Origin of the sequence: Sinorhizobium sp. NG07B (genome assembly GCF_002532005.1) — a bacterium.
Lineage (GTDB): Bacteria > Pseudomonadota > Alphaproteobacteria > Rhizobiales > Rhizobiaceae > Sinorhizobium > Sinorhizobium fredii_C.
The window spans coordinates 1407629-1432411 of sequence record NZ_NWTD01000001.1; the positions used below are offsets into that span (position 1 = coordinate 1407629).

At 63.2% G+C, this 24783-nt stretch carries 25 protein-coding genes and 1 pseudogene; 17 read left to right on the forward strand and 9 right to left on the reverse strand.

The features are described 5' to 3' along the window. The first annotated feature begins 135 nt into the window (after positions 1-135). The 3 genes from CO664_RS06790 to dusA all read left to right on the forward strand — a co-directional run bounded on the left by CO664_RS06790 (position 136) and on the right by dusA (position 2215). Positions 136-390 carry a hypothetical protein gene (locus CO664_RS06790; RefSeq protein WP_097524927.1) on the forward strand — a complete coding sequence of 85 codons (255 nt, stop codon included), beginning with the start codon at positions 136-138 and terminating at the stop codon, positions 388-390. Between the two features lie 305 nt (positions 391-695). Further along, positions 696-1004 carry a hypothetical protein gene (locus CO664_RS30620; protein WP_158254907.1) on the forward strand — a complete coding sequence of 103 codons (309 nt, stop codon included), beginning with the start codon at positions 696-698 and terminating at the stop codon, positions 1002-1004. Between the two features lie 53 nt (positions 1005-1057). Beyond that, entirely contained in the window at positions 1058-2215 is a 1158-nt protein-coding gene (gene dusA / locus CO664_RS06800; protein WP_097538236.1) for a tRNA dihydrouridine(20/20a) synthase DusA, read from the forward strand. Positions 2216-2455: 240 nt separating this feature from the next. Here the strand turns inward: dusA and CO664_RS06805 are convergent, their stop codons facing one another. Then, entirely contained in the window at positions 2456-2668 is a 213-nt protein-coding gene (locus CO664_RS06805; RefSeq protein WP_012708287.1) for a cold-shock protein, read from the reverse strand. Between the two features lie 503 nt (positions 2669-3171). Here CO664_RS06805 and CO664_RS06810 point away from each other — a divergent pair. Then, entirely contained in the window at positions 3172-3789 is a 618-nt protein-coding gene (locus CO664_RS06810; protein ID WP_086022816.1) for a J domain-containing protein, read from the forward strand. 228 nt (positions 3790-4017) lie between these two features. On the opposite strand, the gene CO664_RS30625 is transcribed toward CO664_RS06810, so the two are convergent. Together CO664_RS30625 and uvrB are read right to left on the reverse strand one after the other, a co-directional pair. Further along, a complete protein-coding gene (locus CO664_RS30625; RefSeq protein WP_210201045.1) occupies positions 4018-4740 on the reverse strand; it encodes a hypothetical protein in 723 nt (240 codons plus the stop codon). A gap of 244 nt (positions 4741-4984) precedes the next feature. Further along, a complete protein-coding gene (uvrB, locus tag CO664_RS06825) occupies positions 4985-8029 on the reverse strand; it encodes an excinuclease ABC subunit UvrB (protein ID WP_097538238.1) in 3045 nt (1014 codons plus the stop codon). 246 nt (positions 8030-8275) lie between these two features. Here uvrB and CO664_RS06830 point away from each other — a divergent pair, with 246 nt between their 5' ends. Continuing rightward, positions 8276-8629: a DMT family protein gene (locus CO664_RS06830; protein WP_037424128.1), complete on the forward strand. Its 354-nt coding sequence runs from the start codon at positions 8276-8278 to the stop codon at positions 8627-8629. An 8-nt stretch (positions 8630-8637) separates the two neighbouring features. Here CO664_RS06830 and CO664_RS06835 read toward each other — a convergent pair. Continuing rightward, a pseudogene (locus CO664_RS06835) lies at positions 8638-9173 on the reverse strand (hypothetical protein). A 65-nt stretch (positions 9174-9238) separates the two neighbouring features. After that, complete coding sequence (locus CO664_RS06840; RefSeq protein WP_037424131.1) at positions 9239-9625, reverse strand: acyl-CoA thioesterase; 387 nt, start codon at positions 9623-9625, stop codon at positions 9239-9241. A gap of 200 nt (positions 9626-9825) precedes the next feature. Here CO664_RS06840 and CO664_RS06845 point away from each other — a divergent pair, with 200 nt between their 5' ends. The 8 genes from CO664_RS06845 to CO664_RS06880 all read left to right on the forward strand — a co-directional run bounded on the left by CO664_RS06845 (position 9826) and on the right by CO664_RS06880 (position 18147). Next, positions 9826-11634 (forward strand): methyl-accepting chemotaxis protein, encoded by a 1809-nt coding sequence (locus CO664_RS06845; RefSeq protein WP_097538239.1) that lies wholly within the window; start codon positions 9826-9828, stop codon positions 11632-11634. 254 nt (positions 11635-11888) lie between these two features. After that, positions 11889-12383 (forward strand): Kazal-type serine protease inhibitor domain-containing protein, encoded by a 495-nt coding sequence (locus CO664_RS06850; protein ID WP_234820160.1) that lies wholly within the window; start codon positions 11889-11891, stop codon positions 12381-12383. A 205-nt stretch (positions 12384-12588) separates the two neighbouring features. Beyond that, positions 12589-13815, forward strand: a complete 1227-nt coding sequence (locus CO664_RS06855; RefSeq protein ID WP_097538241.1) for an extensin family protein — start codon at positions 12589-12591, stop codon at positions 13813-13815. A gap of 283 nt (positions 13816-14098) precedes the next feature. Then, positions 14099-14920: a sulfite exporter TauE/SafE family protein gene (locus tag CO664_RS06860; RefSeq protein WP_097524919.1), complete on the forward strand. Its 822-nt coding sequence runs from the start codon at positions 14099-14101 to the stop codon at positions 14918-14920. Between the two features lie 184 nt (positions 14921-15104). Further along, the gene (locus CO664_RS06865) at positions 15105-15995 is read left to right on the forward strand and encodes an MBL fold metallo-hydrolase (protein ID WP_037424151.1); all 891 of its coding nucleotides are present in this window, start codon (positions 15105-15107) and stop codon (positions 15993-15995) included. Next, entirely contained in the window at positions 15996-16334 is a 339-nt protein-coding gene (locus CO664_RS06870) for a metalloregulator ArsR/SmtB family transcription factor (protein WP_037424155.1), read from the forward strand. Positions 16335-16462: 128 nt separating this feature from the next. Next, on the forward strand, positions 16463-17389 hold the full coding sequence (locus tag CO664_RS06875; RefSeq protein ID WP_097538242.1) for an ABC transporter ATP-binding protein: 927 nt from the start codon (positions 16463-16465) through the stop codon (positions 17387-17389). Beyond that, on the forward strand, positions 17386-18147 hold the full coding sequence (locus CO664_RS06880) for an ABC transporter permease (RefSeq protein WP_097524918.1): 762 nt from the start codon (positions 17386-17388) through the stop codon (positions 18145-18147). Before CO664_RS06875 ends, CO664_RS06880 begins: the two co-directional genes overlap by 4 nt. A 17-nt stretch (positions 18148-18164) precedes the next feature. On the opposite strand, the gene CO664_RS06885 is transcribed toward CO664_RS06880, so the two are convergent. From CO664_RS06885 to CO664_RS06895, 3 genes are read right to left on the reverse strand one after another with little or no spacing between them, the layout of a single operon-like run. Further along, the gene (locus tag CO664_RS06885; protein ID WP_097538243.1) at positions 18165-18866 is read right to left on the reverse strand and encodes a TIGR02281 family clan AA aspartic protease; all 702 of its coding nucleotides are present in this window, start codon (positions 18864-18866) and stop codon (positions 18165-18167) included. Further along, a complete protein-coding gene (locus tag CO664_RS06890) occupies positions 18863-19084 on the reverse strand; it encodes a DUF1289 domain-containing protein (protein ID WP_037424164.1) in 222 nt (73 codons plus the stop codon). Before CO664_RS06890 ends, CO664_RS06885 begins: the two co-directional genes overlap by 4 nt. Positions 19085-19128: 44 nt before the next feature. Beyond that, a complete protein-coding gene (locus CO664_RS06895) occupies positions 19129-19917 on the reverse strand; it encodes an adenosylcobinamide-GDP ribazoletransferase (protein WP_037424168.1) in 789 nt (262 codons plus the stop codon). 149 nt (positions 19918-20066) lie between these two features. Between CO664_RS06895 and cobT the strand changes: the two genes are divergently transcribed. Then, positions 20067-21083, forward strand: coding sequence for a nicotinate-nucleotide--dimethylbenzimidazole phosphoribosyltransferase (gene cobT, locus CO664_RS06900; RefSeq protein WP_097538244.1), 1017 nt, complete (start codon positions 20067-20069; stop codon positions 21081-21083). A gap of 187 nt (positions 21084-21270) precedes the next feature. Next, complete coding sequence (locus CO664_RS06905) at positions 21271-21681, forward strand: diacylglycerol kinase (RefSeq protein WP_037424173.1); 411 nt, start codon at positions 21271-21273, stop codon at positions 21679-21681. 23 nt (positions 21682-21704) lie between these two features. Here CO664_RS06905 and CO664_RS06910 read toward each other — a convergent pair whose 3' ends face one another. Further along, complete coding sequence (locus CO664_RS06910) at positions 21705-23240, reverse strand: HAMP domain-containing sensor histidine kinase (RefSeq protein WP_037424175.1); 1536 nt, start codon at positions 23238-23240, stop codon at positions 21705-21707. Positions 23241-23377: 137 nt separating this feature from the next. Between CO664_RS06910 and CO664_RS06915 the strand changes: the two genes are divergently transcribed. Then, positions 23378-24094 carry a thermonuclease family protein gene (locus CO664_RS06915; protein ID WP_097538245.1) on the forward strand — a complete coding sequence of 239 codons (717 nt, stop codon included), beginning with the start codon at positions 23378-23380 and terminating at the stop codon, positions 24092-24094. Next, positions 24087-24722 carry a uracil-DNA glycosylase family protein gene (locus tag CO664_RS06920; protein ID WP_097538246.1) on the forward strand — a complete coding sequence of 212 codons (636 nt, stop codon included), beginning with the start codon at positions 24087-24089 and terminating at the stop codon, positions 24720-24722. Before CO664_RS06915 ends, CO664_RS06920 begins: the two co-directional genes overlap by 8 nt. Positions 24723-24783: the final 61 nt, after the last annotated feature.

Below are 24783 nucleotides of genomic sequence, written 5' to 3' on the forward strand. Positions count from 1 at the left end.
TTCCTGATCCATATGCGACCATGCGCACTCGCTAAACAAATGCTGAAGCCTGATGGTGCGAGTCCCAGAGCGGCGCTTCCGCCCCTTCCGCAATGCTCTGGGATTTTCCCCTTCGGCAACCTGGGAGGAGGCTCGATGGCTCATTCAACAAAGAAGATCCAGATCGCACCGACGCTGGAGAGCGAAGCCGAGCTTGTGGAGCAGGTCGTCACCGATTGGTGCGACGTGCACCGGGTCGATCCGAAGAGCCACACGGCGGTAATGGAAGGTCTGAGAGTTCTATATTTTATGCGAGAGTTCGATATAAAGAATAGAAGGCAGCTTCTGAAAGCACTACTCGACAGCGACGAAGGGAATATTCCCGAAGCGCCACATGGATCCAAGGCTTAATCGACAAGCCGGCCCCGCCTGTTAAAATGAGCCCGTAGGAAAAAATACCCGTCTCGACTGAATGAGCTCGTTGGTCCGCCGCAAACAATCGGGCTCATCTTTCCTCCACGAAATTCGAGGCTCGATCGCTATAGTGCTCCATGAGCTTGTGGGAGCTCCTCGAGCGTCGGCCGGCGATCGCGTGCGACGACTTCGCAACCAGGCCGAGGCGCTTCAATACGACCTGGGCGTCCTCCATGGCCGGGTAGTCGAGATCGATCTTCCAGGCGGGGCGGGCGATCGCGAAAATACTCGACAGGTGTGAGATGTATTTGCCGCCGGCCGACGACCCGGCGAAAGCTTTTCGCGAATTCGGCAATCTCGGCGCTGCAATGTCGTTGCAGGACGTCTTGGCGATCTCGCTCTTTCAGCTTCTCGAGCGCGCCTGGTTCGCCAATGCGGTTTCCCGCTTCTTCAGCCAGGCCGCGGCGGCCAGCCGACGTTCGAACGTCTGCGCCTGGACTGCGGCGCCATCTCGCATTATTCGGATCTGCGCAGTATATGATTTCTGCCCATTGCGAGGCTTTTGCTCGCCAATGGTGCCCATGATTTTTCTACACGCCCCTCAGTTGTAGCAATAGCACAGCGAAACGGGTCTAAAAAAGGATCAAACAAGAGCGAACCGGATATGAAAGAAACGGCGCAACCGACTGAAAAACCGGGAAAGGGCCGGTACTTCAATGCCCCGGTTTTTGCCGTGGCGCCTATGATCGACTGGACGGACCGTCACTACCGTTTCTTCGCGCGGCAGCTCTCGCGTCATGCGCTGCTTTATACGGAGATGATCGTCGCCGACGCGATCCTGCGCGGCGACAGGGACAGGCTGCTTGGCCATCACGCCACGGAGCACCCGGTCGCGCTGCAGCTCGGCGGCAACGATCCGGTCAAGATGGCGGAGGCGGCGCGGATCGCCGAAGCCTCCGGCTATGACGAGATCAACATGAATGTCGGCTGCCCCTCCGACCGGGTGCAGTCCGGCACCTTCGGCGCCTGCCTGATGCAGGAGCCGGAGCTGGTCGCCAAATGCGTGGCGGCGATGAAGGCGGCCGTGAAGGTTCCGGTCACGGTCAAGTGCCGCATCGGCGTCGACGACCAGGATCCGGAGGTGGCGCTTCGCACGCTCGTCGAGCGCGTCAAGGATGCCGGCACGGATGCCGTCTGGGTGCATGCCCGCAAGGCCTGGCTTAAGGGCCTGTCGCCGCGGGAGAACCGCGAAATCCCGCCGCTCGACTATGGTCTTGTGCATCGGCTGAAGGCCGAGAACCAAAATCTTTTCATCGGCCTCAATGGCGGTCTTCAGACTCTGGATCAGGCGCTGGCGCATCTCGACGCGCGGCCGTTTCCGGCTCCATCGCCGAGGCTTGCCGGGGGCGAGGCGGGAAATGGAGCGCCGCTGGACGGCGTCATGCTCGGCCGCGCCGCCTACCACGACAGCGGCCTGCTGACAGCCGCGGACGGCTATTTCAACCACCCGCTGACCGGCGTCCCACCGGCGCTGATCGAGCCGGAGGCCTTCTCCGGCCGCCATCATCGCCTGTCGCTCGCTTTCTGGGTAAATGTGCGCGATGCCATGGCAGCCTATGCGGCCGCCCATATCGAAAATGGCGGCCGGCTGATCCATATCACGCGCCACATGGTGGGATTGTTCCAGGGCTGGCCCGGGGCGCGGCGCTTCCGCCAGATGCTTTCCGCCGACGCCACCCGCAAGGGCGCCGGTCCGGACGTCATCCATGCCGCCTTCGAGGCTGTGTTCGAGGCGGTCACCGCGCGTGAGGCGGCGGAGTAGGGGGCCGCGCCGGTTCCCCTCATTCCTGTCCTTGTCACAGGAATTCAGCCACAGCGCGTCTGCGGTGCGAATAACTAAAGCTGTACCGAGAGCTTCAAAGCACCCTACGGCGCCAGGGACTTGGCGCACTGGATTCCTGTGACAAGCACAGGATTGAGGGAGTTCCAGTGGGGCAACCCCAACGAAAAACGGCGCCTCTTGCGAGGCGCCGCCCTTCACGATCTGATCGCAACGTCCGGCTTAGAGCGCCTGGAGGTTGACGGCCTTCGGGCCCTTGCCCATGCGGTCCGGCTCGGTGTCGAAGCTGACCTGCTGGCCATCCTTGAGCGTCGCGAGACCGGCGGCCTGAACGGCGGAGATGTGGACGAAAACGTCCTTCGCGCCGCCGTCCGGCGTGATGAAACCAAAACCCTTGTCCTGGTTGAAGAATTTTACGATGCCCTTGGTGGCCATGGAAGAAGTCCTTTTCCTTCAGTCTGTCATTTGCCGCAACCCAGCGCTTCAATAGCACGGCTTGGCTGCTTGAGGTAGTGTGTTCGTGCCCCCTCAGGAGGAAACGAACCGGTCGTCTTCAGCGATATGCTGAAAGCGTCGAGTGGTCACGATATCGGGGAAAAGACGTCTACGATGCCGCTTGCGGCAGTCCCGGCAGTGGCCGGGCTCAAACGAAAGTCCAGTCTCCGGGATTGAAATCGCCCGAACGGCGCTAGGAGTGGCAGTATTCGGGGGAAAAGGCAAGTAGAGAGTTCTAGCCGTGGCGGTATCCGGTCAATGCCTTGTGAGGTCGACCTTTCCCTGAGTTTAATGCAGCCCGAGGCGAGGATAAATGTCGTGGATTGCCTCGTTTCGACCACAATTTCGTCCGGCGCTGCGTTGAGCGTGGCGCGCCTCGGGCATTCGTCACTGGCCTTGCTGCTGGCGCGGCGAACCGGTAGGTCTGGACCGGACAGGAAACATTGCAAGTCGACGAAAAGCAGGTGGCCCGCGTGATCGATCCCTATGCCCTCCTTGGACTTGAGCGCGACGCCGACGAGCGGGCGATCCGCGCGGCTTACCGGCGGGCGGTGAAAACCGCGCATCCGGACCGCGGCGGCGATGCCGAAGAGTTCGGCAAGCTGCAGGCGGCCTATGATCTTTTGAAAGATCCGGTGCGCCGCAAGGTCTATGACGACACCGGCTACGATCCGCAGCTCGTCGATCCCAAGCAGCTCAAGGGCCTGATGATGCTGGAGACGCTCGTCAACGACTTCATTCTCGACCTGCGCGAGCCCGGCAGTTTCGATCCGGTCGCGGCCATGCGGCGCAAACTCTCCGACGACATCGTCAAGACCCGCTTCCATATCCTCGAACTGGAGCGCCACCGCTCACGGGTCCGCAAGCACATGGACCGCCTCGGCCGGCGGCCGGACACGGACGTGCTCGGCTCGATGCTGCGCGCCCGCAGCCAGTCGATCGGCGAGGCCATTAAGAACGCCGAAGCGCAGATCGAGGTGATCGAGGAGGCGTACCAGATGCTGGAAGGCTATTCCTATGAGATGGAGCCGCTGGAGATCGAGGCGCGGGCGGCGGAGTAAGCTTCAGTGTGGAGCGTGCCGTCGCAACGCGATTCAATACTATTTCAGGAAATGCGTGCAACGAATCGTGAAATGATCCAGATCACGGTCTCCCGTGGACTGCACCACAAGCACCCCGTATTTCTGCGGAAGTACAAAAATCTATAGGCGGCGCCAAACGCTGGCACCGCCTATAGAGCATTGATTGTCCATCGATCGGCGGATTGGGACGATCATCGACGCTGCGTGTTATCTGGCCCCGCCCGTCTTCGAGCCGCTTTGCGAATGTCCGGCGCCCGGGCCACCTTTCGAAACGCCCTTACCATGAGCGCTGCCGGGATTTGTCGAATCCCGTCCGTTGCCCCAACCGTTGTTGCCGCGATCCTTATCACCATTGTCATGACCGCCGCCATTGCCGTTGTCGTGGCCGCCGCCGTTGCCGTCGTCATGACCGCCGCCATTGCCATTGTCATGACCGCCACCATTGCCGTCGTCGTGGCCACCGCCGCCACCGTCGTTGCCGCCGCCACCGCCGTCGTTGCCGCCGCCACCGCCGTCGTTGCCGCCGCCACCGCCGTCGTTGCCGCCGCCGCCGCCACCGCCGCCGTTGCCGCCTCCGCCACCGGGACCACCGCCGCCACCGGGACCACCGCCGCCACCGGAACCACCGCCGTTACCCCCGCCTCCGCCGAGGCCGCCGCCGCCGGCATTAGTCGTTGAGAAGGGATCGGTGGGCGCAATCACTGCCGTAGACAAAGGCGGGCATTGCGCGATTTGCGCGGACGTGAGGATGTCGGCTCGGTTTTCCGCCGCACAGCAAGCCGCGAAGTTCGTGTCTGTCAGCGGGCTGCACTGCTGAGCCATAAGGATGGGCCGATCCTGGCTTTGTGCCGGAACCGGGGCCGATGCAATAAATCCGGCCGAAATCAGCGCCAGACCGGTGCTCGTCAAAAATGTTTCCAGGATGCGCATCTTCGTTCTCCCTAAATTAGTTTGAACTGAAATTCGCAATCTGCGGGAATGTTCCCTATAAAGTTAGGGTTTTTGGTTGCGTGAGGATGGGGAAAACGGGGATAGGCGCGTGAACTGGCCCGTAAAAAAGATAGGGTGCGGCGCGTGAATACACGTCTTCTCACGTCACCCTTACGGGCCGATCGAGCGGTCGGCCGGCGGAGTAGCGAAAAATGGGTTCTCTAAAATTGAGTCCCTCGATCCATTACCGCCCCGGCCGCCCCGTTTTTCCTTTCGTTCGGCCCTTCTGCCGCTTCTCGTCCGCTTGGTCCTCATAGGAGCCAATGCCCGGTTTGGCGCGGGTGAGGGTAGGCTTTTCCGGAACGTGGCCAGCGACCGGCTTTTCGGTGCGGCCGACGGTCATCTCGTCGAGGGTATTCTTGCGGAACAGCGACTGACCCTTGCCCGCGGGGATAGCCACATCACGGCCCATTTCGTCGAGGTCCGGTTTGCGGAAGAGGGGGCGCTCGGTATCGGTACCCGGGCCCATGTCGTCGAGCGAGGGTTTGGCGAAATAGCTCGTGGAAGCCCCCCCCTCTGTCCTCCCGGGCATTTCCCCCGCAGGGGGGGAGATCGGGCTGGGCGCGGCCTTGCTGCCCCGCTTGCCGCCCTCAGCGCTCCTCGCCTCTTCCCTTGCCATCGGGTCGTCCAGCACGGCCAACTCGGCCGCCTTGAGGCGCTTGATCTCGTCGCGCAGCCGCGCGGCGGTTTCGAAGTCGAGGTCGGCGGCGGCGTCGCGCATCTGTTTTTCCAGCGCATTGAGATGCGCCTGCAGATTGTTGCCGACGAGGTGGCCGGCCTCGGCAAAGCCCTTGCCGGCCACGCCGGAGATGTCGGCGCGGACGTGGTCGCGCTCGTAGACCGAGTCGAGAATGTCGGAGATCTTCGCCTTCACCGATTCCGGCGTGATGCCGTTTTCGAGGTTATAGGCCATCTGCTTCTCGCGGCGGCGGGCTGTCTCCTCCATCGCCCGACTCATCGAGCCGGTGATGGTGTCGGCGTAGAGGATGACCTTGCCGTCGACGTTGCGGGCGGCGCGGCCGATCGTCTGGATCAGCGAGGTTTCCGAACGCAGGAAACCTTCCTTGTCGGCGTCGAGAATGGCGACGAAGCCGCACTCGGGAATATCCAGGCCCTCGCGCAGCAGGTTGATGCCGACCAGCACGTCGAAAGCACCTAAACGAAGATCGCGGATAATCTCGATGCGCTCCAGCGTGTCGATGTCGGAATGCATGTAGCGCACCCGCACGCCCTGCTCGTGCAGGTATTCGGTGAGGTCCTCGGCCATGCGTTTGGTCAGCACCGTGACGAGCGTGCGGTAGCCGGCGGCAGCGGTCTCGCGGATTTCTCCGAGCACGTCGTCGACCTGGGTCTTGGCGGAGCGTACTTCGACCGGCGGGTCGATCAGGCCGGTCGGGCGGATCACCTGCTCCGCGAAGACGCCGCCGGACTGCTCCAGTTCCCAGCTGCCGGGCGTCGCCGAGACGGCGATCGTGTCCGGGCGCATCGCGTCCCATTCCTCGAAGCGCAGCGGTCGGTTGTCCATGCAGGAGGGCAGGCGGAAGCCGTATTCGGCGAGCGTCGCCTTGCGGCGGAAGTCGCCGCGATACATGCCGCCGATCTGCGGAATGGTGACATGACTCTCGTCGATGAAGATCAGCGCGTTGTCGGGAATATATTCGAACAGCGTCGGCGGCGGCTCGCCCGGCCTGCGGCCGGTCAGGTAGCGCGAATAGTTCTCGATACCCTGGCAGGAGCCGGTGGCTTCCAGCATTTCGAGGTCGTAGCGGGTGCGCTGCTCCAGCCGCTGCGCCTCGAGCAGGCGGCCGGCCCGTTCAAGCTCGGCAAGGCGATGCGTCAGCTCCTCTTTGATCGCCTTGATGGCGGCGTTCAGGGTCGGGCGCGGCGTCACATAGTGTGAGTTGGCGTAGATCTTCACCGATTTCAGGTCGCCGGTCTTCTGGCCGGTAAGCGGATCGAACTCGGTGATGGAGTCGATCTCGTCGCCGAACATGGAGATGCGCCAGGCGGCATCCTCCAGGTGGGCCGGGAAGATCTCGATCGTGTCGCCGCGCACCCGGAAGGAGCCGCGCTGGAAATCCATGTCGCGGCGCTTGTACTGCTGCGCCACCAGGTCGGCGAGGAGCTGCCGCTGGTCGAGTCGGTCGCCGACATTCATCTGGAAGGTCATCGCCGTATAGGTTTCGACCGAGCCGATACCGTAGATACAGGAGACCGAGGCGACGATGACGACGTCGTCGCGCTCGAGCAGCGAGCGCGTCGCCGAGTGGCGCATGCGGTCGATCTGCTCGTTGATCGAGGATTCCTTCTCGATATAGGTGTCGGAACGCGGAACGTAGGCCTCCGGTTGGTAGTAGTCGTAGTAGGAGACGAAATACTCGACCGCGTTTTCCGGAAAGAAGTTCTTGAATTCGGAATAGAGCTGGGCGGCGAGCGTCTTGTTCGGCGCCAGGATGACGGCCGGGCGCTGCGTCGCCTCAATCACCTTGGCCATAGTGAAGGTCTTACCGGAGCCGGTGACGCCGAGCAGCACCTGGTTGCGCTCGCCCGAAGAGAGGCCGTCGACCAGATCGGCAATCGCCGTCGGCTGGTCACCGGAGGGCTGGTAGTCGGTCACCATCTTCAGCGATATGCCGCCTTCCGACTTGTCCGGCCGGGCAGGGCGGTGCGGGGTCCAGAGCTTGCCGTCCTTGAACAGCGGGTTGCCGCTCTCGATCAGCTTGGCGAGCGCCTCGACCGTGGCGGTGACGCCGGAGCCCGTCGTCAGCTTGTCGACATCCTCGAGTGCAACGTCGAGACCGGCGACCGGGTTGAGCCCGGCGGCGGCGCGCGTCTTCGGGTCGTGGCTGCCGCCCATGGAAGTGCCGCGTGCGGTCTTGCCGCTGAAAGTTTTTCCGCTCGTACTGTCGGCGCGCAGCGCCTTCGCTCCGCGGGGGCCTTGCGTCAGCTCGGACGCCCGTTCGGGCTTGCGGCCTTCGGCCGATTTCTCTTCCGCATCCGCGGCCGCTTTCGAGGCGGCAATCTCGACCTTCTTGCGGTGCTTGCCGGCCTTGGAGGCGATCTCCCGCTGGCTTTCGAAAGCGGAGGTTTCCGCTTCCGCCTCGAGCTGCTTCACCCAGTCGGAGACGTTGCCGGAGAGCGGCGCACCGGAAAGCGGCGCCTGCGGGGCTTCTTCGAAACCGCCGGGCGCTGCCGATTTCTTCGGGGGATTCTTCGGATTTTGAGCCATGGCCGGGAATATGGAGAGAGTCAGCGCGAAAGAAAAGGGGGAATGAGTACAAAAGGGAAACGGCCGGCGCGGAATTTCCTGCCTTGGCGAACCGGTCGAGGGCTCCGGTAAGACCGGACGTTGCTTTCCGATGACAGGGACAGATTCATGTTGGACGGTACTGGTTCAGCGCGGATCAGAAAAACTTGAACCGACGCTGCGTCCAGATCATCCTCGTGCACCGATTCGCGTCCTCCCGAGGTCTTCATGTCCTTTGCCATCAATCCCGCCTATGTCTGGCCGGTGCTGCTGCTCATCGCCTCGAATGTTTTCATGACCTTCGCCTGGTACGGCCACCTGAAGTTTACGTCCTCGCCGCTCTATATCGTCATCGTCGCCAGCTGGGGCATCGCCTTCTTCGAATACTGGCTGGCAGTACCGGCCAACCGCATCGGCCATTCCGTCTATTCGGCGGCGCAGCTGAAGACGATGCAGGAGGTGATCACACTCAGCATCTTCGTCCTCTTCTCGGTCTTCTGGCTAAAGGAGTCGATCGGTTGGCATCAACTCGTCGGCTTCGCGTTCATCGCGCTGGGAGCGTCGTTTATCTTCAAGGGGTGAGCCCTGAATCATTCCAAGAGATCGAAGGCTCCATACATCCAGGTCAGTTGATAGAGCACGCCAGCCACCAAAAAAGACGGCGTGGAAGCGGCGGTTCGGTGTCATCGCAGCGATGATGCAGAGCGCAATGTAAGCCGCGTTGCGCAGCGGATATTCCATGCCGAAGGATTCGAAGTAGGCTTTTCCCTTCACCGCGGTGCCGACCAAATCGACGAGGAAGGCCAGGGCCAGAAAGCCGAAGAACCAGGCGCGGCGCGACATGAAATAATGTTCGTATCCGCTGTAGTCCTCCAGCGACGCGGGAAACAGCAGCACGCTCAGGAAGAAAGAAGACGCAGGCATAGAGGATGACGAACAGATAGACGGTGACGTCGATCGCCGGTAGCGCATGCAGGTGATATTCCCACCACCAGAAATGCACGAGGAAGATGAACAGGAACAACACCCAGCCGAGGTGGATCCAGAACACCCTGGTTTTGCCGGGGTGCTGTATGAAGAGCGCCACGCCGCTCAGCAGCCGCGCCAGGCTGAGGCTGATGATCATGCCCATCACCACCCGGATATGAGAAAATCGCCGAATCCGGCGCGGGTGCGTCCATGGCGCTACCGCTATTCCGCCGGTACGGGCGTCGGCTTACCGCTGCTGTCGAGCGCCACCATCACGAAAATCGCGTCGGTAACCTTTTCCATAACATGCGACAGGTAGCGCTGCGCCCAGGCCTCGACCTTGAGCGTCATCGAAGTACGGCCAACGCTGACGATGTCCGTATAGATGCAAAGCGTGTCACCGATCTTAACCGGCAGGGCGAAGGCCATTTCCTTGACGGCGGCGGTGACGACGCGGCCCCGGGCGCGTTCGGCGGCGCGGATGCCGCAGGAAAGGTCCATCTGCGCCATCACCCAGCCGCCGAAGATGTCGCCGGCCGCGTTGGCGTCGCCGGGCATCGCCAGCGTGCGCAAGGTTAGCTCGCCGTTCGGCTTGATCACGACATTCATGCGGCCCGTCTCCCTCATTCAGGCAAGCTTTAGCGCATGGCGCCAATCCGAAAAAGGGGCTCTGCGACGATCGGGGAGAGGGCCGGTGCTCGTGTTGGTTGTCGAAAGGTTAATTGTCCATCCTAAAATCTAGCAAAACCTTTGTTAGGAGCTTCGCAAATTCCTGCCTGTATCCTGCACCCACTTTGAGGGAGGCTGGGATGAGACGATTTCGGATTTCGGCGCGGCTTTACGCGCTCGTGGCATTTGCGTTGCTCGCCATGGCAGCGGCGCTGACCTTTGGCCTGATCCAGGCGCAGGACAAACTCGTCGCCGAACGCAAGGCGATGCTTTCGGCAATGAATGAGAACGCCGTGACGGTGTTCGAGGCCTATCACAAGCAGGAAGAGGCCGGGACGCTTTCGCGCGAGGAGGCGCAGAAGCGCGCCCTGGAAGCCATCAAGGCGATGCGCTACCAGGACAGCGGCTATTTCTGGGTCAATGACATGCATCCGACCATGGTGATGCACCCGATCAAGCCGGAACTGGACGGCAAGGATCTCTCCCATAACAAGGATCCGAACGGCAAGTTCCTGTTCGTCGAGTTCGTCAAGACGGTGCAGGCGGAGGGCCGGGGCTTCGTCGACTATTACTGGCCGAAGCCTGGTGCCGAGGAGCCGGTGCTGAAATTTTCGCATGTGGCGGGCTTCAAACCCTGGGGCTGGGTTGTCGGCACCGGCGTCTATGCCGACGACCTGGCGGCGATGTTCCGCGAGCGCGCCTGGCAGGTTGGCGGCATTCTGGCGGCGGCGGCGCTGGCGATCCTGCTGGCGGCGCTGGCGATCGTCCGCAGCGTCGTGAGGCCGGTCGAAAAGCTGAAAGTCGCCATGCAGGCGATCGCCGACGAAGATATTTCATCGGACGTGCCCGAAACGGACCGTGGCGACGAGATCGGCCAGATGGCCAAGGTGCTGCTGGTGCTGCGGGATTCCGTCAAGGAGCGCCTGGAGCTGCGCTCGCGCGAAGTCGAGCAGCAGGACCGTCTGAACGCCGAACGGCGCGGCAACGAGGAACTGCAGCGCTCGACCGCCGCGGCCCAGGCCGAGGCGATGGAAGCGCTCGGCGCAGCTCTTGAGCGGCTGGCAAGTGGCGATCTGACGGCCGAGGTCGGGCGGATCGCGCCGGAATACGGCAAGCTCAAGCACGACTTCAACACCGCCGTTGCCGCGCTTCGCGATGTCATCGGGGCAATCTCGCATTCGACCGAGATCGTGCACGGCAGCGCCGGCGACATTTCCGAAGCGGCGAACAACCTGGCGCGGCGGACGGAACAGCAGGCGGCCGCCTTGGAGGAAACGGCAGCCGCGCTCGACGAGATCACCTCGACCGTACGCCATGCCTCGGACCGCGCCGTCGAGGCCCGTGACATGGTCAACGAGACCAAGGCAAGCGCGGCGAAATCTGGCGGCATCGTCCGCAACGCGATCGATGCCATGGGCCGGATCGAGGATTCCTCGAGCCGCATCAGCCAGATCATCGGCGTCATCGACGAGATCGCCTTCCAGACCAACCTGTTGGCGTTGAATGCCGGCGTCGAAGCGGCGCGGGCGGGCGAGGCGGGACGCGGCTTCGCGGTCGTCGCCCAGGAAGTTCGCGAGCTCGCCCAACGTTCGGCCGGCGCCGCAAAGGAGATCAAGGATCTGATCGGCACGTCGGTCAAGGAAGTCGGTGCGGGTGTCGAGCTCGTCCGCTCCACGGGCGACGCGCTGATGGAGATCGAGGCTCTCGTCAACCAGGTGAACGAGCAGGTCGCCTCGATCGCCACCGCGGCGCGGGAACAGGCGACCGGCCTGCAGGAGGTCAATACCGCCGTCAACAGCATGGATCAGATGACCCAGCAGAATGCGGCGATGGTCGAGGAAACGACCGCCGCCAGCCAGGTCTTGGCGCAGGAAAGCCGCGAATTGAAAACCTTGCTAGACAGGTTCCGCCTGCGGGACGGGCAAGCGGCCTACGGCCGGGCCGCCTGACACATAAGAAAAGACGGATTTTGCTGGCCCGCGTTCGAAAGGGCGCGGGTTCTTCTTTTCGGCGCTTTTGCCGTTCCTATCCTCAGTTGCATGCAGCCGGAGCGGTTCGCGGATATTGACGGCGTTCTCCGTTCGGGGTGAGATCGGGCCGGGAACGAGCGGCTGTTGCAATTCGCTCGAGGCACAGCACCCTCGCGGAGGACTTCATGGCGCTTCTCAGGCTTCTCATTTCGCGGCCAACCGCGGCAATCTTGATGGTCATGGGCCTGCTCTCCGCCTGCACGGTGGTCGTCGACGAACCGCGTCACGGGCCGCCGATCCGGCCGCCGCAGATGTGCACCATGGAATTCGCGCCGGTCTGCGGCGAACGCGGCAACCGCCTCAGAACCTTCCCCAATGCCTGCAACGCGCGTGCCGACGGATTTCGCGTCCTGCACCGCGGCGAATGCCGCCCCGATTTCCGTCCACCGGTTGAGCAGGCCTGCACCCGGGAATACGCACCGGTCTGCGGCGAGCGCGGTAGGCTGAGGCGGACATTTGCAAATGCCTGCGTGGCACGGGCCGACGGATTCCGGGTGATCGGGGCGGGCGAATGCCGTCGCAGCGATGAACCGGCGCCACAGCAGTTCTGCACGCGGGAATATGCCCCGGTTTGCGGCCAGCGCGGCGGGCGGCTCAGAACCTTCCCGAATGCCTGCGAGGCCGGCGCCGCCGGTTTCCGCATCGTCCATGGCGGCGAGTGCGGCTGAGGAACTAGCCGCGCTGAGCGAGCCCTCGTCCCATTTGCGGTGCCGGGCAAACGCTTCGTTTACCACGTTTGCATAAACTGCGGCCTCAGCCCGTTTTTTTGGCCGCTTGCCCGCGTGGCGACATAGCGGACCTTCAGTTTCGATCGCGGGCGGGGCGGTGGACCGGCAAAGTCAAGGCTTTGCCACGGACGAAGGCGGCGAGTGTATGGCGTATGTTTCTCTTCTCCATCGGCCGTTGACGGCGCTGCTGCTGTCTCTTCCGCTTGTGGCCTGCAGCACGGACGTGCTGTCGCCGCCCGCCCGGATCGACGAGGCGTCGCGCGTCGGCGCCATCCGGCCGAGCCGCGTCATTGCCCATCCGGAACGGCAGGCGGCTGCCTATCCCTCTCCGGAGCCGGTATCGACCTTCAGCGACAGGAGCGCCGGCGTGGCCAAGACGCAGGGCCGCCTGCCGATGATCGACAGCGAGCCGGAAATGGCTGACACGCAAGTCGCGAGCGCCGGCCCGATGACGGTTCCTCCCGAAGGCGTCAACATGGATGCGATGCTCGGCGTCGAGCCGGTTGTCGGCCTGGCGCAGGAGCAAGCCGGTGATATTGCCGAAGGCAACACCGCTCAGCCGGTCGTCGGCGGCATCGGCGAGGAGAACGTGCGTCAGTTCGGCGGCCTCGCCGAGCCGCCGCCAGCCATCGACCCTGCGCCGGGTTACGACCCCGATCTGCCGCCGCTTACGCCGGAGCAGATCTCCGCCGAAGAGGCGAAGAGGGCGCGCTCCGTCATGCCGCAACGAACCGTGCGGCGCACCGAGGAGCCGCAGCAGGTCGCCTTCCTGCCGCGCGTCCGCAGTCCTCTGTCGGCGCCCGAATATACCGGTGAAATGCCGCGGTCGGAGATCGCCTGCCGCCAGCGCCTGAAGAAGCTCGGCGTCGTTTTCCGCGACGTGCCGCGCATCCATGACGGTCCGTCCTGCGGCATCGACTATCCGGTCGAGATCAGCGGCCTTTCCGGCAATATTGCCGTCAGGCCGGCGGTCAAGCTCAATTGCCAGGTGACTGAAGCCTTCGCCAAATGGGTGAAATACGAGCTCGCGCCGTCCTCGCGCTACCGCTACTGGTCGGGTGTCAAGACGATCAAGCCGCTCGGCGGCTATTCCTGCCGGACGATGAACTCGCGGCGCGGCAATCCGATGTCGGAACATGCGCGCGGCAATGCGATCGACGTCGGCAAGTTCGTGCTGAAGAACGGCAAGGAGATCGATGTGCGCCGGAAGGGCTTCTTCGCCTTCCGCGAACGTGGGCTGCTGAAGGCGGTGCGCGCCGACAGCTGCAAGTATTTCAACACCGTGCTCGGTCCCGGCAGCGACCCCTTCCACAAGGATCATTTCCACTTCGACCTCAGAACCCGGAAGTCCGGCTACCGGCATTGCGATTAGCGCATGTCGTCCAAAAGTGTGCAGCGGTTTTGGGACAAAGACAGGCGCAAAACAAAGACCCTAAAGCGCGTCGCATGATGCGCTCTGGCACAAGAGAAAAAGAGGCCGGCGGGGGCCGGCCAAAAACGCCCGGAGGATAGGGGAGGCTCCGGCGTGCAAGTCACGAGAGCGGAGTTGCTCGTCGCGCACTGAAGGTGATTGAAAAGCATCACCGATTCATGACAGGGAAGGCCCTTTCCCATCGGCGGCATCGGCCGCCGGCCTTCGAAAAGATCGGGTTCTCATGCCGCCGCTGTCGGAACTGATGATGTTTGCCCTGGCGCTGGCCGCGGCCGGTGTCGTGTCGGGCGTGCTTGCCGGCCTTTTCGGCGTGGGCGGCGGTGCGATCCTGGTGCCGGTCTTCTTCCAGGTCTTCGGGCTTCTCGGTGTCGACGACGCCGTGCGGATGCACTTGTCTGTCGGCACCTCTACCGCGATCATCGTACCGACATCGGTGCGCTCCTTCCTGGCGCACTATAGGCGGGGCATGGTCGACGTGGCCGTGTTGCGCAATTGGATACTCGCCATTCCGCTCGGCGCCCTCCTTGCCACGGTGATCGCTGCCTATGTCAGCAGCGAGACCTTGCGGCTGATCTTCGCCGTCGTCGCGCTCCTGGTGGCGTCGAGGATGATCCTCAACCGTGCCTCCTGGCGTCTTGGCACGGAGCTTCCGAAAAATCCGGCCAAGTGGCTCGTCGGAGTGGTGATCGGCGTTCTATCCGCCCTTATGGGTGTCGGCGGCGGCGTTCTCAACAACACATTCATGACGCTGTACAACCGGCCGATTCACCAGGCGATCGCGACGTCCTCCGGCGTTGGCGTGTTGATCTCCATCCCCGGATTGTTCGGCTATATCTGGGCGGGCTGGGGCGACCCCGGCCTGCCGCCGCTTTCGACCGGCTTCATCAACTGGATCGCCGTCGCCTTGATCATCCCGGTCTCGCTGCTGGTGGCGCCGCTTGGCGTGCGGCTTGCCCATGCGATGGACAGGCGGCAGCTGGAGGTCGGTTTCGGCATCTTCATGACCTTGATTGCCTTGCGCTTTCTCTACAGCCTTTACGGCTAGGCGAAGCCCGAGCCGGACAGTCGTCTCGCCAGCCACCCAAAATGGCTGAGTCTTGCCCCTGCGGCTGTGCGATAATCGCTATCCAAGTTCTTGAACACGCACCGCAGGACTCGCACGGGTCACTTGGCGTGATCTTTCGATATATATTATATTTAAATATATAGTGATGATATGGAGGGGACCCATGCCGGCAGCTGCAACTGCAAAACCGGAAGTCAAAGGCTTTTACGAGTGTCGCACATGCAGCATCCAATACGTCGTCTCCGATCCGGCCACGAAGCGTTGCGCCATCATCGACCCGGTTCTCGATTTCGATGAAAAGTCGGGTGCGACGGCGACCGTGCAGGCGGATCTGATCCTCGACTATGTCGCGGAGAACGGCCTGACGGTCGAATGGATCCTCGACACCCATCCGCATGCGGACCATTTTTCGGCCGCGGCCTATCTGAAGGAACGGACCTGTGCGCCGACCGGCATCGGATCCGGGATCGTGCGGGTGCAGAAGCTCTGGAAGGATATTTACAATTGGCCGGAGCTCGAGGCGGACGGGTCGCAGTGGGACCATCTCTTCGACGAGGGCGAGCGCTTCTCCCTTGGATCGATCGAAGCCCGGGTGCTCTATTCGCCGGGCCACACCCTTGCCTCCATCACCTATGTCGTCGGCGACGCAGCCTTCGTCCACGACACGATGTTCATGCCCGACAGCGGCACGGCAAGGGCGGATTTCCCCGGGGGTGACGCGCGTCAGCTGTGGCATTCGATCGGCGAGATCCTGGCGCTGCCGGACGAAACCCGGGTTTTCACCGGGCACGATTACCGCCCGGAAGGTCGCGAGCCGCGCTGGGAAAGCACGGTCGGCGAGGAGAAGCGCTGCAATCACCATATCGCCGGCGTGAGCGAGGATCAGTTCGTTCAATTGCGCGAGGCACGCGACAAGACGCTGCCGATGCCGAAGCTGATCCTGCACGCATTGCAGGTCAATATTCGTGGCGGCCGCTTGCCGGACCCGGAGGCCAACGGCGCGCGCTATTTGAAGTTTCCGCTCAATGCGCTGAAGGGAGCGGCATGGGGCTGAATGGAGATGCGAACGGTCACCAAATGTCAAAACCTCGGTCGGGACATGGGCGGGCAGGCGGGCGAAGCGGCGGCGCTTCTCAAGACGCTTGCAAACCAGAACCGGCTGATGATCGTCGCTACGCTCGCCGACGGCGAGCGTTCGGTGGGCCAGTTGGAAGAGATGCTCGGCATTCACCAGCCGACCTTGTCGCAACAGCTGACCGTGCTGCGGGAGACGGGCATCGTTGCGACGCGGCGCGACGCCAAGCAGATCTTCTATCGCCTTGCCGAAGAAAGGGCTGTGCGATTGATCACCGCCCTCCAAGACATCTTCTGCCGGGAGGGGACGAAGCGATGACCATCTATCGGCGTCCGTGAACGGTGCGTCACCGGAAATTTGTCTGGGACGGGCTGCAAAACAGCGCGAATTGGCCCATATAGAGCGGCAACCCGCCGATATTTGCCCGCTTTCCGGATTTGTTTTTCATGGCTCCTATTGTTTCCGTTTCGAACCTGTCGAAAACCTATGCCTCAGGCTTCGAGGCGCTGAAGGGCGTCAGCCTCGAGATCGAGGAGGGGGAGATTCTCGCCCTGCTCGGGCCGAATGGCGCCGGCAAGACCACGCTGATCTCGATCATCTGCGGCATCGTCAATCCGAGCGACGGCGAGGTCACGGTCAATGGCCATGACGTCGTGCGCGACTTTCGGCAGACGCGGGCGATGATCGGGCTGGTGCCGCAGGAACTGACGACCGATGCCTTCGAGACGGTGTGGAACACCGTTTCCTTCTCACGCGGCCTGCACGGCAAGAAGCCGGACCCCGCCCACATCGAGAAGGTGCTGAAGGACCTGTCGCTCTGGAACAAGAAGGACAACATGCTCCGCGAGCTTTCCGGCGGCATGAAGCGGCGCGTGTTGATCGCCAAGGCGCTGTCGCACGAGCCGCGCGTACTCTTTCTTGACGAGCCGACCGCCGGCGTCGACGTCAGCCTTCGCAAGAGCATGTGGGAGGTCGTCGAGCGGCTGCGCGCCTCGGGCGTGACGATCATCCTGACGACGCATTACATCGAGGAAGCGGAAGAGATCGCCGACCGGATCGCCGTCATCAACGGCGGTGAAATTCTTCTGGTCGAGGACAAGAATGCGCTGATGACCAAGCTCGGCCGTAAGCAGTTGCGCGTCGATCTCGCCCAGCCGTTGGAGCGTATCCCGGATTCCTTGTCGTCCTATAATCTGACACTCGAGGACAATGGCCAGAGCTTGATCTACGACTACGACACGAGCGCCGAACGCACCGGCATCACCGCGCTGCTCGCAGCGCTCGCCGAGACCGGCATCAGGCTTCGGGACCTCTCGACGCAGCAGAGTTCGCTCGAGGACATTTTCGTGGAGATCGTGGAGGCGGGGCGATGAACATCGAGGCAATCAAGTCCATCTATTTCTTCGAGATGGCGCGTACGCGACGCACCCTGTTGCAAAGCGTAGTGTCGCCGGTCATTTCGACATCGCTCTATTTCATCGTCTTCGGTGCGGCGATCGGCGAGCGCATCCAGCAGATCGACGGCGTCTCCTATGGCGCCTTCATCACGCCCGGGCTGATGATGCTGACGCTGCTGACGCAATGCATCGGCAACGGCTCCTTCGGCATCTATTTCCCGAAGTTCACGGGGACGATCTACGAAGTGCTGTCGTCGCCGATCTCGATGCTGGAAATCGTTCTCGGCTATGTCGGCGCGGCGGCGACCAAGGGGCTGATGATCGGCACGATCATCCTGATCACCGCCTCGCTCTTCGTCGATCTCAGCATCGCCCATCCCTTCGCGATGATCTTCTTCTTCGTGCTGACGGCGGTGACCTTCAGCCTGTTCGGCTTCATCATCGGCATCTGGGCGAAAGACTTCGAGCAACTGAACCTGATCCCGATGCTGGTCGTTCCGCCGCTCGTCTTCCTGGGCGGAAGCTTCTACTCGGTCGACATGCTGCCGCCCTTCTGGCGGGCCGTCAGCCACTTCAATCCGGTGCTCTATCTGATCAGCGGTTTCCGCTGGAGTTTCTTCGAGATCTCCGACGTCAACCCGCTCGCGAGCGCCGTGATCATTGTCGCTTTCCTGGCGATCTGCATGGCCGTCCTGACCTGGATTTTCCGCACCGGGTACAGGCTGCGGAACTGACGACCCGACGATAAGCGTCAGTCCCTCAGACGCAGCTCATCGGTGCGCATCTGCAGGGTGTCGAGGGTCGAGAGGAAGCTCATGCCGAGCAGGCTGCGGTCGAGCTTGCCTTCGGCGGCGACGGTCGCGCGGATATTGCGGCGCTCGATCGGGCCGATCGCAAACTCCTCCAGCGTCACCGGCGCAGCGAGCGCCGGGCCGTTCGCCGTCATCACTGTCAGGGTATAGCCGAGGCCGGACGGATCGAGGCCGACCCGCTCGGCGTCCTCGTAGGTCAGGGCGATGCTGCTCGCTCCGGTGTCGACGAGCATGCTGACCTCCTGGCCATTGATCGTCGCGTCGGCCTGGAAGTGGCCGTCGAGGCGCTTGCGCAGCACGACTTCCGGCTGCCCCTCGCTGTCGGTGACGACCATCGTCCGGCCGGGCACGAGTTCCGAGAGCACCCGGTCGCCGAAGGCTTGAAGCTCGACGCGATAGGCATAGCCGGAGACAAGCCCGACGGCGATCAGCAGCCATACGGCGATCTGGCGCAGACTCTCGCCGAAATGGCGTCGGCTGCGCAGAATGCCGGCCGCAAGCAGCGTCGCAATGGCCGCGAGCGAGACAAGCTGGCCGAAGTCGTCATTGTTCATGCCGAGAGTCTGACCGCTGTCGTGATTGAAAAGGAGGAGCGCGAGGCCGATGGCGAGGATTGCCAGCAGAAGGATCAGACGGTTCATGCGCCGCTTCGTTCCCGCGCCAAGCGTGCCCGGCGGGTTTCCCGCCGCGGCTTGCGCTCGACGGTCTCGAGCCGGGCCGGCAGCGCCTGCATGATGCTATGCCGCTCTTGGTCGGTGTAGAGCGTCCAGGAGCCGATTTCATTCCGCGTACGCCCGCAGCCGAAACAGTAGCCTGTCCGGTCGTCGATCGCGCAGACAAGAATGCAGGGAGATTCCATCGGCTTGGCGTGCTCTGTTGGCTTCGTCGATTTATATCGGCCTTTCAGATGGCCAGCGCAAGAGCGCCGAGGACGGCGATCTCCGTCAGCTGCTGCGCGGCGCCGATCGTGTCCCCCGTATGGCCACCGAGCTTGCGGGAGACGGTCCGCCCAAAACCCAACACGGTGAAGGCCAGGGCAACGAAAGCGAGCAGGGCTGCAATCAGAGAAACGCCGGCAGCGTAAAACAGCAGAAGCGAGAGGATCGCCCCTGAACCAAGCGCTTGCGATGTGGCGCGTGGCTCTGGAACGCCGGCCGCGGCTGCAACTCCGTCGCGGCGGGCCGGCGGCAGGCGCGACCAGTGCCAGACCATGGCCGTGCGGCTGAGGGCGGCGGTCCCGAGAAGCGCAAAGGCGGCCCCGATGGGGGAGAGTAGCGGCAGGAAGGCCGCGAGTGCCGAAACGCGAAGTCCGAAGGAGAGTATGAGGGCCACCGCTGCATAGGTGCCGATGCGGCTATCCTTCATGATCGCCAGCGCTCTCTCGCGATCACGGCCGCCGCCGAGGCCATCGGCAGTGTCGCCGAGGCCGTCCTCGTGCAACGCGCCGGTGACGAGCGCCTGCACGCCGACGATCAGGAAGGCGGTGAACAGCGAACTCGCCTGAAGCACGTCCAAGAGCGCGGCGAGCAGCGCGGCAGGGAAGGCAATCAGGATGCCTGCGAGAGGGAAAGCGCGCACGGCGCGGCTCAATCGGCCGTCATGGCCCGTGAAGTGCCGCTCAGGCATGGGGATGCGGCTCAGGAACGCAATCGACCGCATCAGATCATCACAGAAATCGCCGACAAAGCGCATTGTCTCTCCCAGGCCGCAGCCGCCCGAATCGCCGGCCCTTTGCCGGATCATGCTCCGTGGACAGCATTTGGCGCAAATGCCGTTGCCGGAAGCGATAGCAGCCTCTATGAGGGGCACCGAACGCCCCTTCGGACATGCAAGGATTCCCAATGAGTGCCAGCGGTCTGCCGTTTGATGATTTCCGCGAGTTGTTGCGTAACCTGCCGGGTCCCGATGCGGCGGCGCTCGTTGCGGCGCGCGAGCGCGATGGGCAACTGACGAAGCCGCCGGGAGCGCTCGGCCGTCTTGAGGAAATCGCCTTCTGGCTCGCCGCCTGGACGGGCCGTCCGCCTGCCGTCAACCGGCCGCTGGTCGCGATTTTTGCCGGCAATCACGGTGTGACCCGGCAGGGCGTCACGCCGTTCCCATCGTCGGTCACGGCGCAGATGGTGGAGAATTTCGCCGCCGGCGGGGCGGCCATTAACCAGATCTGCGTCACCCACGACCTCGGGCTCAAGGTCTTCGACCTCGCCCTCGATTATCCGACTGGCGACATCACCGAGGAAGCGGCGCTTTCCGAACGCGACTGCGCGGCGACGATGGCCTTCGGCATGGAGGCGATCGCCGGCGGCACGGACCTGCTCTGCATCGGCGAGATGGGCATCGGCAACACCACGATTGCCGCCGCAATCAACCTCGGCCTCTATGGCGGGACGGCCGAGGAATGGGTAGGGCCGGGGACCGGCTCCGAGGGCGAGGTGCTGAAGCGCAAGCTTACCGCCGTCGAGAAGGCGGTGGCGTTGCATCGCGATCACCTGTCCGATCCGCTTGAACTGATGCGCCGCCTCGGCGGACGCGAGATCGCGGCCATGGCGGGCGCCATTCTCGCGGCACGCATGCAGAAGGTGCCGGTGATCATCGACGGCTACGTGGCAACGGCGGCCGCGTCGATCCTCAAGGCCGCCAATCCGGCGGCACTCGACCATTGCCTGATCGGTCATGTCTCAGGAGAGCCAGGGCATATCCGCGCCATCGAAAAGCTCGGCAAGACGCCGCTCCTGGCGCTCGGCATGCGGCTCGGCGAGGGCACCGGCGCCGCACTTGCCGCGGGCATCGTCAAGGCGGCCGCCGCCTGCCATGGCGGAATGGCGACCTTCGCCCAGGCCGGCGTCAGCAACAAGGACTGAAGCCGCGGCTTCGCCGCTTCCTGTCGGCCGACTGTCTGCCATGGTATGCTTGGCGGCTGCGGTCTTGATGCCGGGCGTCTTCTCGCTTATCCGCAGACACGGGGCGCGCGCTCTTCAATTGAAGTCGGCCTCGCATTCGCCGCAATCGCAATGTCGAAGCTCGCAGTTTGAAGCATGTCGAGACGAAATGGACGCCAAGAACACCACCCCAAACGGTCGAACCGCCCCGTTCACCAAGCATAAGGGCATCCGCCATCTCTTTGCGGCCGCGAGCTATTCGCTTGGCGGCGCGAAGCGGCTTGTCGGCGAGGCGGCCTTTCGCCACGAACTGATCGCCTTCGCGGTGGCAATGGTCGCCTTCGTGATCGCCGGCGCCAGCTTCTTTCAATATGTGGCGATGGCCATCCTGTTCCTGCTGATGATGGCGTTCGAAGCGATCAACACGGCGATCGAAGAGATCGTCGACCGTGTCTCGCCGGAAATCTCGGAAATGGGCAAGCACGCCAAGGATCTTGGATCCTTCGCGTGCTTGTGCCTCATCCTGGCGAACGCCACCTACGCCTTTTACGTGGTATTTCTAGCCCGCTATCTTGGCTGAGCGCAGCCGCCGGCGGCGCTCGATTAGGCGAAGCTCTTGCGGCGGCGCGCCGGCGAGGGGGCGTCCTCGACCGGAGGAAGGCTCTGAAGGACGCGGCGGGGCGGCAGGATGGCGATCGCCTCGGTGCCTTCGCGAAGCTTCGAGCGCAGGATGAATTGGCCATTGTGCTTGGCGAGGATCGCCTGGACGATCGGCAGGCCAAGGCCGGTGCCCTGTTCGGCGCTCTTGATGGCGATCGAGCCCTGGCCGAAGGCGGACAGCACGATCGGAATTTCCTCCTCGGGAATGCCTGGGCCATTGTCCTTGATGGAGATGTATTGCCCGCCGCCGGCGGTCCAGCCGACCTTGACAGTGATTTCTCCGCCGGACGGCGTGAACTTCACTGCATTCGACAGGAGATTGAGAGCAACCTGGCGCAACGCCTTCTCGTCGACCCAGACGGAGGGCATCGCCTGTTCGAACTGCGGCTCGATGGTTATGTTCTTGCTGCGGGCGCGCAGCTGCACCATGCCGATGCAATCCTCGGCGATCTCAACGAGATTGACGGCCTCTTCGTTGAGTTCGTAGCGACCGGCTTCAATGCGGGAAAGGTCGAGGATCTCGTTGATGAGGTTCAGGAGATGCTCGCCGGAGCGGTGAATGTCGACCGTGTATTCCTTGTAGGTCGGGTTGTTCAGCGGACCCAGCACTTCCGTCGACATCACTTCCGAGAAGCCGAGAATGGCATTGAGTGGCGTGCGCAGCTCGTGCGACATCGATGCAAGGAAGCGGGACTTGGCAAGGTTCGCCTCTTCGGCGCGCCGGCGCGCCTCGTCCGACATGGACTTCGCCACCTCGAGTTCGGCGATCAGGTCGTCCTTTTCCGATTGCATGGAGAGGATATGCACATTGGCCTTGTTCATCCTCTCGGTCATGAAGGCGAGGAAAACGAGCGAAAGCGACAGGATGCCGGTCATGCCGACATGTATAGGGTCACCGCCCGCCAATGACGTGAAGCCGAGCGCGGCGACCACGGGGAGAAAAGTGTAGACCAGGGCGTTGCGCAGCAGAAACGTGCCCATGGCGGTGGCGGCAAGCGCAATGAACAGCCCGGTTCCTTCGAAGAGCGCGAACTGGATGTCGCCACAGGCACTGCAGTCCTGCAGGGCAAAGATGGCCCAGCAAAGCCCCATCAGCAATTGACCGGCGAGAAAGCGGCGGCGCCAGATGGCCACTTTCTCCGTGCCGATGTTCTGGCGCTTCGCCTTGCGGGCAAGGTAAACGGTGGCCGCGTGGGCCGAGAGCGTCATCAGGCCCCAAAAGAGGATGCTCGGCTGCTCGGAAAGGTAGAGCCCGATAGCCGAAATCAGGCCGACGAGCAGGGGGACGGCGATAGCGCCGTGCAATACGGCATCGACGTGGAGGAGGAGCATTTCGCGGTCGAAGCCGGAAGGGGCGGAGGAGCCGGTCTGCAGGCGCTGGCGAGTCGCGCGCACCGCCCTCGAAACGGCTTTGTTTCGATGGTTTCGCGACTTGTCGACGATGATCTTATCAGTCGATGTGCTGACGGCGATGCTCATGCTTCGTGGGTCGGGGATTGCGTTTGGCTTTGAAGTCTAGGATGCAATCCTTAAGAAGTTGCTGCCCGCTGGAAGGATTCGACAACCATTGTGGCGCGATTGCGTTTTTGCCTGATGCCAGACAGAGAGGTCGCCGTTTGAAACCAGGGCACCGCAAATTCCGTATCGTCGGTGGCGGAAAGCCGGCGGCTCCCGGACGGCGCTTCGTTTTTGGGCGTCCGGGAAGCGTTGCGCAGCGGAGCAATCGCTCGGAGGGACGCGGCAGCCTGATCGGCGGCTGGGTGTTCCTGCTTCTGTTGAGTTTTGGCGCCTATGTTGCCTCTAGTCTGCCGCCACCGGAAAAGGCCGTTACCGGGGAACTGCTCGGCGCCGCCGTCGCGAGCGACGGAGACAGCCTGCGGCTCGCCGGCCGTCGCGTCAGGATCGAGGGCATCGATGCTGCCGAGATCGACCAGACGTGCCGGCGTGGCACGACGAGCTGGGACTGCGGTGCGGAAGCAAGGCGGCGCCTGGCCGAACTCGTCGAAGGGAGGACGACGCGCTGTCGCCTGCATGGCCGCGACCGGTACGGCCGCGAGCTCGGCCTCTGCGAAGCCGGCGGGCGCGACATCGGCCGCGAGATGGTTCTCTCCGGTCTTGCGGTCAGCTATGGGCTCTATCGTGACGAGGAGGAACAGGCGCGAAATCGCCGTGCAGGCCTGTGGGCGGGGGCGTTCGCCCGGCCGCAGGAATGGCGCCGATCCCAAGGCGAGGCCGAGGAGGCGCCGCACCAGGCCGGCGACTGGCTCGAACTTATCCTTCAGTGGCTCGAAGACCAGATTTGGAGGTTCGCGAGGGAGATCGTCGGTGCCTAATGCCGAGGAACGGCTGGTGGAACTGCGTGCCGCGATCGCGGCCTGCCGCCTCTGTCGCGACGATCCGGCGCGCGGCGAGGGCCATCGGCTGCCGCATGAGCCGCGGCCCGTGGCAGTCCTCTCCGCCAATGCCCGGATCCTGATCGCCGGCCAGGCGCCGGGCTTGCGGGTGCATGAGAGCGGGCTTCCCTTCAACGATGCTTCGGGTGACCGGCTGCGGCAGTGGCTGGCGGTCGATCGGGAAACCTTTTACGACCCGTCCAACTTTGCAATTGTGCCGATGGGATTCTGCTTCCCCGGCTACGACAGACATGGCAGCGACCTGCCGCCGAGGGCCGAATGCGCGCCGCGTTGGCGGCACAGGGTGATGAATGCCATGCCGCAGATCGAGCTGGTTTTGGCGGTCGGCCACTATGCGCAGCGCTGGCATCTCGGCGCGGATTGTCCGAAATCCATGACCGAGACCGTGCGCGGATGGCGCCGCTATGCGGCGCGCAATTTCGGCACCGCCGTATTGCCCATGCCGCATCCCAGCTGGCGCAACACCGGCTGGTTGCGGAGGAACCCGTGGTTCGAGGCGGAACTGCTTCCGTTCCTGCGCGGCCGCGTCGAGGCTTTGATCCGCTGAAACAATTTTCTTTATCTTCATGAATTCCGCGCTATAGAGGGAAAAATATTCGAGAGGATTT